The organism is Porticoccaceae bacterium LTM1 (assembly GCA_030252795.1).
Classification (GTDB): domain Bacteria; phylum Pseudomonadota; class Gammaproteobacteria; order Pseudomonadales; family Porticoccaceae; genus SCSIO-12696.
On sequence record CP127080.1, the window covers coordinates 2,905,868 to 2,917,700 of the forward strand.

General features: G+C 53.0%; 7 protein-coding genes. All 7 read right to left on the reverse strand.

The features are described from left to right. Positions 1-58: 58 nt before the first annotated feature. Positions 59-535: a chemotaxis protein CheW gene (locus QP938_12635; protein ID WIO74134.1), complete on the reverse strand. Its 477-nt coding sequence runs from the start codon at positions 533-535 to the stop codon at positions 59-61. Continuing rightward, positions 532-6,822 (reverse strand): response regulator, encoded by a 6,291-nt coding sequence (locus QP938_12640; GenBank protein ID WIO74135.1) that lies wholly within the window; start codon positions 6,820-6,822, stop codon positions 532-534. Before QP938_12640 ends, QP938_12635 begins: the two co-directional genes overlap by 4 nt. Next, entirely contained in the window at positions 6,823-7,677 is an 855-nt protein-coding gene (locus tag QP938_12645) for a protein-glutamate O-methyltransferase CheR (protein WIO75666.1), read from the reverse strand. Positions 7,678-7,696: 19 nt separating this feature from the next. Then, complete coding sequence (locus QP938_12650) at positions 7,697-10,015, reverse strand: methyl-accepting chemotaxis protein (protein ID WIO74136.1); 2,319 nt, start codon at positions 10,013-10,015, stop codon at positions 7,697-7,699. Positions 10,016-10,355: 340 nt separating this feature from the next. Next, positions 10,356-10,895, reverse strand: a complete 540-nt coding sequence (locus tag QP938_12655; GenBank protein ID WIO74137.1) for a chemotaxis protein CheW — start codon at positions 10,893-10,895, stop codon at positions 10,356-10,358. After that, the gene (gene pilH / locus QP938_12660; protein ID WIO74138.1) at positions 10,895-11,260 is read right to left on the reverse strand and encodes a twitching motility response regulator PilH; all 366 of its coding nucleotides are present in this window, start codon (positions 11,258-11,260) and stop codon (positions 10,895-10,897) included. Before pilH ends, QP938_12655 begins: the two co-directional genes overlap by 1 nt. Positions 11,261-11,298: 38 nt before the next feature. Continuing rightward, a complete protein-coding gene (gene pilG / locus QP938_12665) occupies positions 11,299-11,703 on the reverse strand; it encodes a twitching motility response regulator PilG (GenBank protein ID WIO75667.1) in 405 nt (134 codons plus the stop codon). Positions 11,704-11,833 lie beyond the last annotated feature (130 nt).

Consider the following 11,833-nt stretch of genomic DNA (forward strand, 5'->3'; position numbering starts at 1 on the left):
AGCAGTAAGAGATCCTTCGCTACGCTCAGGATGACAGCTGTCGTTAGTGAGTTGAGCTTTATTGACTTAACTGCTTTTCAATATACGCCAGATCCGGCATCACAACACCGTTGTCATCCAGAGTTGCATACATCAGCACACCCGCATCCAGGGCCTCATCGCCCTGGGGGCGAAAATCACTGGTTGGGGTAATACGCACACTTCGTGGGTACCCTTGTGTAACCAAGCCATAAAAGCCGAATTTGGGCTTTTCTCCGGAAGCTTTGAGAATAGCAATACGGGCATTCTCGGTTAGGGATTGCAGCTCTCCGCCGATCAGCGCTTCATAGCACACCAGTGGAATCTCCTGCTCCCGCCACTCAATCATCCCCAAGTACCACTGATGGTCACTTTCAACCGAACTTACCGGTAACTTTTCCACCACTTCCGATACTGCGGATACTGGCAACAGCAGTGTCGCCTCCTTGATCGGCACCATCAGGCTGTCTACAAAAGAGACCAGCTGGCGAGGTTGAACACTGGTTATCTGGTTCATTCAGCAAGCTCCTGCGCAACCATTGCAGGTTCGCGGTTAAGCAGTTCGTTGATCGATTTCAACAGATCTTCCTCGCGATAGGGTTTACCAAGGTAATGGTTTACACCCAGCGACAGGGCCCGTTCGCGGTGCTTATCACCGGTTCTGGACGTGATCATGATAATTGGCAGTGACTCAAAACGAGCCATGGAGCGCAGTCGGCTGGCCACTTCGAAGCCATCCATTCTTGGCATTTCGATATCCAGCAACATTACATCCGGATCGTGGTCGCGCAGCAGACGCATTGCGTCGGCACCGTCTTTTGCGGTCAACACATTGAAGTTTTCCCGCTCCAGGAAGCGGCTGGTTACCTTGCGCACAGTCACCGAGTCATCCACCACCATAACGGTCGGTACGGTAACTCGACTGTCAGCCGCAGAAGCATCCTCCAGCCACTGAACCTTGCCACCACTGAGCTGCTTCTGGGTACGCAGCAGCGCCAGTAAGTCGAGAATCACCACCACGCGGCCATCACCCAATACGGTAGCACCGGAAAGTCCGGGCACCACACTGAACTGGGTGCCAAGGGTCTTCACCACAATTTCGCTACTGCCCACCAGGCGATCTACCTGCACCGCATAGGACTGCTGCTCTGAGCGAACCAATACCAGCGGAATCAATTCCTCTTCGGCACTGATACGCGGCGGCGTGCCAGCGTGGAGCAAAGAGCCCAGGTTGCGAACACTGTATTCCGAGGCACCGTATTTGTAGCGTGCCATCGGGTTGCGATAAAAATGTTCCAGTTCTGATGGAGTGAGACGAACCACACCGTCGATGGAGGTCAGCGGCAGGGCGTAGAGATCATCCGCAACTTCAATCATCAGGGCGCGGTTCACCGATACGGTAAACGGCAGACGCACCTGGAATTCGGTGCCGACGCCCTGCTCGGTGCGAATCGCAATCACACCGCCAAGCTGGCGCACTTCGGCGTTCACCACATCCATACCGACGCCGCGACCGGAAATATGGGACACATTCTCAGAGGTTGAGAAGCCAGCTTCGAGAATAAACTGAACGACCTCCTGATCACTGAGCTGAGCATCTTCGGCCATCAGCCCCACTTTGATCGCTTTTTGGCGAATAGCGTCGATATTCAGGCCGCGGCCGTCATCCGCCAGGCGAATCACGATATCGCCACCCTCTCGCTTCAGGTCGAGGCTGATAATTCCCTGATCCGGCTTGCCGGCAGCGTGACGCTGTTCGACAGATTCAATACCGTGGTCAATTGCGTTGCGCAGCATGTGATCCAGCGCTGGCAATATTTTCTCCAGTACCGAACGATCCATCTCGCCTTCTACATTCATCAGGCGCAGGTCAACCTGTTTACCTAACTCGGCAGAAACCTGGCGAACAATGCGACGCAGGCGCGGTACCAGACGGCTGAACGGCACCATACGTGAGCGCATCAACCCTTCCTGCAGGTCGGTATTAATACGACCCTGCTGGATCAGCAGTGATTCAGCTTCGCGCGATTTTAGGTTGAGGGTGTCTTTCAGGTCCTGCAAGTCGGACGCCGACTCCATCAGCGAGCGAGACAGCTGCTGCAATTTGGAGTAACGGTCCATTTCCAGCGGGTCAAAATCGTCGCGGTTATCGGAAGCCTCAATCTGCTCACGGCGGAACATCACCTGCGCCTCGGTCTCAATACCCAGGCGACGCACCTGGTCCTGAAGGCGGCGAATAGTGGTGTTCATTTCATCCAGCGCAAAGCTGAATTCGCTAATCTGTTGTTCAACACGGCCACGGGCAATGGAGGTTTCACCGGCCATATTCACCAGGCCATCCAGCAGGGTGGCATTAACCTTGACCATCTCCTGCGGCTGGTTTGAGGCGTTATCGTGTCCACCTCTTGCCGCAGAAATCAGTTGCGCCATACCACCGGAGACAATGCTCTTCACCGGAGCTTCAGCTGGCAACTGTGATTGCTCAGACTCTTTCGCCTCTTCCGGCTGCTTGTCACCACGCAGCTGGCGGGTTTTTTGGTGTAGCTCGTCCTGGCGTGCCTGAAGCGTTTCAAAGAAAGCGTCGTTGTGAGCATCGCCGTCTGTTTCAATCAACCAGGTCTCAAAGTCGTGGCTGACCTCACCCAGATCGGCCTGGTCGGCCATGCGGGCACCACCCTTAAAGGTGTGCAGATGGCGTTTGAGTTCTTCACAAGACGCGACACTGTCCGGCTTTTTCTGCCATTCCTGAATGCACTGGTCGATACTCTCCAGAAGCTCGTCGGCTTCTTCGAGGAAAATTTCCAGAATTTCGTTGTCGGCGCTCTGCTCTCTGGGCTGCGGTACATTGGCCGCATTGAGTAGCGGCTCCGGTGCCGGCTTTTCGGCTTCGGCTTCGGCTTCGGCTTCGGCTTCGGCTTCGGCTTCGGCTTCGGCTTCGGCTTCGGCTTCGGCTTCGGCTTCGGCTTCGGCTTCGGCTTCGGCTTCGGCTTCGGCTTCGGCTTCGGCTTCGGCTTCGGCTTCGGCTTCGGCTTCGGCTTCGGCTTCGGCTTCGGCTTCGGCTTCGGCTTCGGCTTCGGCTTCGGCTTCGGCTTCGGCTTCGGCTTCGGCTTCGGCTTCGGCTTCGGCTTCGGCTTCGGCTTCGGCTTCGGCTTCGGCTTCGGCTTCGGCTTCGGCTTCGGCTTCGGCTTCGGCTTCGGCTTCGGCTTCGGCTTCGGCTTCCAGAACAGATTCGAGCAGTTGCTCGTCAAACTCAACAGTTAATTCCTGATCGTCATGCTCCAAATGGATAAATTCGCCGGTTTCGAGGCTCACTTCGGCTAGCTCAGGAACAATCTCGTCTGTGTCCATGAGGCCAACAGGCTCTGCAAACAGCAGTTCGGTATTTTCAATAGATACCGGAACCTGCTCACTCACTTCCAGAACAAGTGGCTCGTCGTCCAGACCACCCACCTCGGTATTGGCAGCCAAAGAGATTGAAAGCGCATCTGTGATTTCAGGCTCAACTACCAAATCAACTGATTCGACTTCCTCTTCATCATTCTCAACAACCTCTTCCGGTTGTTGCTGCATGGCTTCGACGAGCTGGTTCAGTGCATCAATCTGCTGCCCTGGGTTGGCCAGAGCTTGCTCGGCAGCGACGGTATCCATCATATCGAGCAGATGGTCAAAGACCGGCAACAACTCGTCGACGATGCCTGTTTGCGCAGTTTGAAGTTCCGCTGCCACATTGAACGTTATCGCCAAACGCTCTGCGAGATCCGCAAGAGGAGTTTCTCCCGCTTCCACTGCGCCCTGCTGTAACTGTTTCGATTCATCAGCAAGGGTCTGCCATTGCGGCTGCAAGCCAGTTTCACGCCAGGAATTCATTGCCTCGTCGAGAGCGAGCAGGTTGTGCAGACCACCACTCATCAAGGCCTGTAATGTACGACGATCGGCAGGCGGAGTTTGATCGTCGGCCTGAGCTCCGCTAAGCAGCGGCTGAATCGACTGCTGATGAATCTGCTCAATGCGAGCAAGCATCTCCTGCAGGTCATCTACCGTTGGATTTTCGGAGTTTTCCAATACAGGAATAGAGGAGCAAAGCGTGGTTACAACGTCGTTCAACAAACTGACCAGTTCTTCAATCACTGGCAGCTGGAAGTTAAAGAACTCCTTGACCAGGTGCTCCAAAGGCGTCAGCAATTGGGCGAGGTCAACCACCTCAGCCATATGAGCACTGCCTTTAAGGGTATGGAAAGCGCGCTGAAGCTGTTCAGTCGGCACCGGATAATCAGGCGCAGACTGCTGGGCCAAGGACAGGAATTCGGAGATCGCCTCCAGATGCTGCTGAGTCTCTTTGGCAAATACCACCAGCAGGTTGTCTTCAACTTCCTCTTCTGCCGGTTCATCGGCCAAATCAACTGTCGGAAGCTGGGCAATATCGTAAGTGCTACCACTGGCAATGCTTTCAGCGACTCCTTGCAGCTCAGCAGCCAGCGCCGCATTTTCCGGCTGGCGGCGTTGCTCAAAGGCTGCAACAAGCTCCGGCATTACCGCAGAGCAGCGAGCTACCACTTCGGCCACCACCGGGCCCAGTGGCACACGTCCATCAATTACCCGGTTGAGCATGTCTTCCACAGCCCAGGCAAAGTCGCCAATGCGGTTGGCGCTCACCATTCGACCACTGCCCTTGAGGGTGTGGTAACTGCGGCGAATATCGGCGAGCGTACGTTCGTTATTCAGGTCAAGCTGCCATACGGGAACCAGATCGTGCAGAGTTTCCAGTACTTCGGCGGCTTCTTCGACGAAGACTTCAACAATTTCTTCGTCGAAGTCTTCATCAAACTCTTGCTCTTCTGTAGCCGACTGTTCAGTACTTTCAGGCTGCTGACACTCTGTATCGGTAGCTGTCGTCTCCGGTACAGAAGTTAACGGTTCTTCATAAGAAGGTGGTGCTTCGGCTTCTACCGACTCGACATTCGGCGTTTCCGCCCCAGAGTCAAACGCACTCAGATCGATGTCCAGAGACAGACTGTCTACGTCGTCAAGATCGAAGGTCGGAAGTTCACTCTCTGGGGTCGTCTCGCGCTCCTCTTCGACCTGCTCGACTTTAGGCGCGGTATCGACTTTTGATTTCTGTTCGTTTACCGCTGGAGCCAATTCACCGCGCAATACTTTTGCACCGTGCTCGGCCTGGGCCAAAATATTGTGTTTTTCTTCGTCATTACTCTGGTCATGCGCTTCCAGGTAGTACTCGATACTGGTGATCACATCGGCTAGGCAATCCAGCATTGGCCACTCTGGAATTTCGATACTATCCAGCAGGTGATTTTCGATGTAGTCGCCTGCTGCTTCGATGACCTCCGATGGTCGCATCATTCCCATCATCATCAGGGCACCACGGACTTCCTTGAGCATTTGCGGAGTCTGTTCCAGGAAATGGCGATCCCACTGCGATGAGATAAACTCGACCACGTTTTCCTTGATTTTTTCCAGACCGGTGCGCATCTCCCTGAGCAGAGTCTGGCGAGCTTGCTGAAGTTCGATTTCTGACTGGTCGACACTCTCTGATTGCAGGCCTCCCGAATTGCCCCAGGCATTCAGCAAGGTTTCGCAATCCACCAGTCGGGTAGCAATTTGATCCAGCTCTTCGTCATTCAGAGGTGTTTCACTTGAAGACGCTTTTTGCAGCTCTTCAGCCAGTTCGCGAAGCTGTTGCCCCATCTTGGCCAGGCCGACAAATTCCAGTGTATCCGCCATTCGCGCAACCAGTTCCCTGGTTCGCGCTATCAACTCGTGGTTGCTGCTGCCGGTGTGTTGGTACTCGGTAAGCGCTTCCTTGGAAACTCCCAGTTCTTCAAGCAAAGTATTGGCAATTGCCTTAACAGCACCGGGATCAAAGTTGGCTGATAAGCTACCCTCACCCCTGATACTGCCTTCCGGCAGTGCATTTTCGAGCTGATACGCTTTGCGAATAAAGTCGATACGCTGGGAGCTGGCGTTACTGGCCGCAATGTAATAAAGCAGGTTTTTTAGCAGGCCAGGGGCAACCGGCTGCTTCAAGGCTTCAACACCACCCTGTTGCAGCTGGCGTATCTCCCGCTCCAGGGAACGGAGCAGGAATTTCATCCCGGAAGACAGTGAAATACTGTTTTTGCTGACCCCTTCAATTACACCGAGGGCAACTTGCCAAAGTTGCTGTTGGGGATTCCCAGTGGCCAGCTCTTGCAGGCGACGAAATACTTTTTCGATGTAACCGATGTTTTTATCACGATCGGTATTACGAATCAGTCCCAGCAGTGCAACCTGATACATCTGGCGCAGTTTTTTCAACAACTCCACAAACGCGGTATTGTCGAGAAGTGTCTCTGAGCCACTGGCTTTTATTAGTGGAATTTCAGGATTAAATAACGACCCTTCGGACAGAAGTTGTTTTCCTCGTACCGCCCGCAGGTCATTCATCAGGGCAATGAGCGTGGCAGGCTGGTCGCTGCCACACATAACAATTTGCCGAATATAGGCTGGCAATTTGAGAATAGCCTGAACCAGTACCTCACTTGCCTCACTGGTATTGGCAATATTATCTGCAATGATCGCCTCAACCAGATCTTCCATCTCGTTGGCCAACTGAATGGCACCATGGCACTCGGCAATTTTCAGGGTACCGTTTACCTGATGGATATGGGTCTGACAAAACCGAATCTGGGTCTCATCGGACGGATCCTTGAGATAGCTATCGAGCGCTTCAAAGGCCTGCTTGAGAGATTCTTCGATCTCATCGACCAGCCACTCGAGGCCATGAAGATTTCCGCTTTCAATACTCACTTACGACTCCTCACCAGGCCGTCGGTAAACCTGCACGGTTTTCCCCCCGTCCCGCTCTAATGCTGGTGGTCGCCAGTCTGACAATTCACCGGGGCCTACTATCAAGCGACCTCCGGGTTTCAGACTGCTCGCCAGTCGTTTCACCAGTTCCTGTCGCTGCCAACGTCTAAAGTAGGGCAACAGGTTCTGGCAAAAGATTATGTCCGCATTACTGAACAGGCTGTTTTGATTATTTTCCAACAAATTTGCCTGAATAAAGCAGGTGCGGCGCTTTATTGTTTGTTTTATTTGGTAACGCCCTTCACCGGTTTTCTGAAAACAGTGATCCAGCAAAACCGGTTCAAGTTGGGACATCCTGGTTGAGTCGTATTCACCTCGCCGTGCAGAAGCAATTGCGGCACGGCTGACATCAACACCAAACACCCCGTAATTTACAGCGCTATTTGTGTGAGCCTGGCTCATTGCCATCGCCAGTGAATAAGTCTCTTCACCGCTTGCACACCCCAGACTCCACACCGAAAAACTACCGCCCCCCGACTGTTGATGTTGGCGCCAGCACTCTACCGCAAAGTCGATTGACTCCGGGTGACGAAAAAACCGGGTCTCCTTGACCACAAGCTCATCCGTCAAAAGCTGCCACTCTGAGATGCTCGCCGGATGATCGCCTGTTGCAAAATTAAAATACGTTTCCGCATCCATTTCGCAGGCAGCCATGCGTTCGACAATTCGACCACAGACTCCAAGCCGACGATCATCACCAATGCGAACCCCAATTTGCCGTTCAAAACGCTGGCACCAGAGTTGGTACACGTTTTCATCCAAATCGGCTGGCGTTCGCATCGCCACTGGGCTCATCAACACATTTACGTTCCGGTCAGGAAACTCGTTCTTCGTCGCTGATTTCTACCGATAACTCATCCTCTTCCCGGTCGAAATCAGCCACCAAAAGTTGGTCTTCACTGATATCCAGGTCAATGTCATCGGAGCTGTTGCGCCCGCTTTCATAAGAATCGGTCGAAAGAGTGTCAGCGATATCTTCAGCCATCATTACCAATTCGTCTGCATTGCGGCCGTGTTCTTCCTCATCGCTTTCACGAACCGGAAGCTGGCCATATGGATCGAAGCCTGCTGTGCCATGATCCTGCTCTGCAAATTCTTCATGCTCCTCAACAGCATCTTCATGACCAGCCACTTCTGGCAGCTTAAAGCCAGATACCGACTCACGCATGTCAACCGCCATCTCGGCCAACTCACCAACCGACTGGGCAGTGGCAGTGGTACCGGACAGGGTTTGCGAGGAAATTTCCCGAATTACGTTCATGGTGCCTGACACGTGGCTGGCAGTCTTGGCCTGCTGGCGTGCGGCGGTGGAGATATCCTGAATCAATTCCGCGAGGTCGGCAGATACCTTCTCGATCTCTTCCAGTGCCACACCAGCGTTGTGGGCAAGTTCCGCACCCTTCACTACCTCGGTGGTGGTGGACTCCATCGAGCTTACCGCTTCGTTGGTATCGGTCTGAATGGTTTTTACCAGCGAGGCAATCTGCTTGGTCGCCGAGGCAGAGCGTTCAGCCAGCCCCTGTACCTCGTCCGCAACCACCGCGAAACCGCGGCCCGCTTCACCGGCCATGGACGCCTGAATCGCGGCGTTCAATGCCAGAATGTTGGTCTGGTCGGCAATCTCGTTAATCAGGCTTACGATGTCACCAATCTCCTGGGAGGATTCACCCAGTCGCTTGATTCGTTTCGAGGTGTCCTGAATCTGTTCGCGAATGGTGTCCATGCCGGTGATGGTGTCACGTACAACCTCACCACCTTTTTTAGCGATGGATACCGAGCGCTCCGCTACCACGGCCGATTCGGCAGCATTGGTAGATACCTGGTCAATGGTCACCGCCATTTCGTTAATGGCCGCAGAAGCACCGATAATTTCCTGAGCCTGGTGCTCAGAGGCATCAGACAGTTCCAGTGCTGTAGCACGGGTTTCGTTAGCGGACGCCGCCACGTTCTCGGCAGTATCCTGAATTCGGGAAACCAGAATCCGCAGCTGGTCAATTGCGTAGTTGATGGAGTCAGCAATAGCACCGGTGAAGTCTTCGGTTACTGTCGCTTCAGAAGTCAGGTCACCTTCTGCAAGACCGCCAATTTCATCCAGCAGTCGAATCAGTGCTCCCTGGTTACGCTCGTTGGCTTCATTGGAGTCTTTCGCGCTGCGGCGGGTAGCTGTCCAGGAGATAACCCCCATCAGGAACAGAATCAACAGTGCAGCACCGCCACCCAACAAAGCAGTCTGATCGGTGAACTGACGCTGCTTCGGCAGCTCATTGATGATCCCTTCCAACGCGGTGATTTCGTTATCGAGGGTGAGGGATTCGTCGTCAATCACTTCGGATGCCTGACGAGCACGGAACAGTGCCGGAGTCGCTTCAAAAATAGCTTGTACTTCGTTACTTACAAACTGAAAGCGCTCACTGATCAGGTCGAGGTTTTCGCGGGCACGACGGTTAACTACTCGGGAAATCCCCATTACCGCATCGCCGTTGCGCATCCCTTCCAGCACTTTACCGAACTTGTTCGCATCGAGGTTAAACTGGTCAGCGGCGGCTTCGGCATCGCTGCCACCAGCCAGCATCTTATCGATGTTACGACCGATGCGCTCCACTCGCCACGCCTGCTCAACAGCCTGGGCAATCTGGTCGCCCGGTGAACGACCTTCAATCAGAATATCCACCACATCAAGGTGAGCCTGCTGCAATTCAGGCAGAGTATTGTTCAGGGTTGAAGCCACCTGGTTCAGATAGAGGATGGTTTCCCTGTCTGCCAAAATGGTATTGGCTTTTTCCTGTACCAACCCCCAGGAGTTGTCCATCAGGGAAAGCTTGCTGCTGTCGAGATTATCATCATTGCGCAGACTGGCTTTCAATCTTTTCCAGCTCTGGTCCATGCTGTCCACGGTGAGCTTGAGGTCATCAAAGGCCTTGTCACTGCCTGACGTCGCATCATCCACATGGGACGTCAACTGCGTCGACAGAATGTCGAGCTGCGATACCCGGTCTCTGTTTTCCCGGTCGCGCTCTGCACTATCGACTATCTGCATTACGTTAAAAGCCACAAACGCCATTGCTGCAACCAACAAGATGGTCAGCAATAGCTGTGTGACACTGAACTTGGCCTTTTTTGCACCGGTAATCATTTTGTTGTACTCCGTGCGAGTTGTGCTGTTAAAACCTTAGCCTTGCTGTTGAACAGGGATCTCTAACAAAAAAGAATGCGAGGTAAAGCTCGATTGCTACAAACAGAAATTCGGGAATCATTTCCCGGACTTCCAGATTGATCCTACCGCGTTGCCAAGCCTCTATGACTTTCTTGTTATCTTGCAGATTGTTGAAGTTCTATCTGCGTTGCTCCTGCCGCGTTAAAAATGGACTCAAATCGGTCATTTATTACAATAAACTCCCTCTTTTCGTCCATTTTTGCCTTGCAGTAGCCACCTCGAAAACGAATTTCAACAACCTGCTAATGGGCCAGTGACCCTAGGCGGTTACATTCATAAACCGCATATCTCCGGCCAATTGTGCAAACCGGAACAATCCCCAAACTCGATTGCCGTCCCTGAACCCCCCTTCGAGATAGGGCGACAATATTTTTTCCGTTCCAGCGTCCTCCACGAAGGTATCCACTGGAAAGTGGCGCATACCGACGATTTCATCGACCAGCAAGCCCACAAAAATTCCGTGCTTGTCCAACACCAGTACACGCTGCTGCTTTGGAGCAGAGGTCAGGCTGCTGCCGCAGTACGCCGCGAGATCAATAATTGGAAGTAGTCGGCCGCGGACATTGGCAACGCCGCGAACCCAATCCTGCACTCGAGGAAGACGCGTGCAGGGAGGAGGCTCTAGCAATTCGACAACGTCAGCGAAAGGCACTGCGTACCGGGTGTTATCCAGAACAAAGCAAATCACCGACACTGTCGGGATAGCTTCTTTCTGTGCAGGCAGCCTGGCGCCGCCCTGACGACAGTATTCATCGAGCGCTACCAGCGTTTGAAACGCTGAAGAAGATCTCACGCTCACTACGACGCCACCACCTCGTCAATTGCCTTGATCAGGGTTTTTTCGGTGACGGGCTTGGCCAGATAGGCTTTAGCGCCCTGGCGTGCACCCCACACTCGATCGGTTTCCTGATCCTTGCTGGTGACGATAATGACTGGTATATGACTTGTTTCCTGGGTACGGGTCAATTGACGGGTTGCCTGAAAGCCATTGAGTCCAGGCATCACAATATCCATCAATACCACGTCCGGCTGCTCAGCCAGAGCCAACTCAATACCCTTTTCACCGGACTCAGCCGAAAGCACCTGATGCCCACCCTTTTGCAACATAGCTGCCAGTTGATGAGTTTCGGTAGGAGAGTCATCTACGATGAGAACTTTTGCCATTTATCCCCCTGATGAAATGCAATTTTTAATAGTTGTTTTTAAGCCACAGATTCGGATGAAGCCGGCTGGGAGTAACGTTCGAGAACGTCGAATAATTCTGTTTTACTGAACGGCTTGGTGAGGTAGTCGTCAGCACCAACAATACGACCCTTGGCTTTATCAAACAGGCCGTCTTTGCTGGAAAGCATGATCACAGGTGTGTTGCGAAACTTGCTGTTGTTCTTGATCAGGGCGCAGGTCTGGTAGCCATCAAGGCGAGGCATCATGATATCGACGAAAATAACATGCGGCTCGATGTCGGCGATTTTAGCCAGGGAATCAAAGCCATCCACAGCTGTGACAACTTCACAGCCTGCTTTGGCTAACAGCGTCTCTGCGGTACGGCGAATGGTATTGCTGTCATCAATTACCATTACTTTGAGGTCTGAACGACTCTCTTCCATCATGTAAACCACCCATGAGTTTTATTATTTATGTGGTCAAATGTCCGGCTCATTTTTAACACAGATATATCAATTGCGCCATGATACTTCTGAGTGAGAGGGGACCAATTCCACGAATTCGGTATTTTTA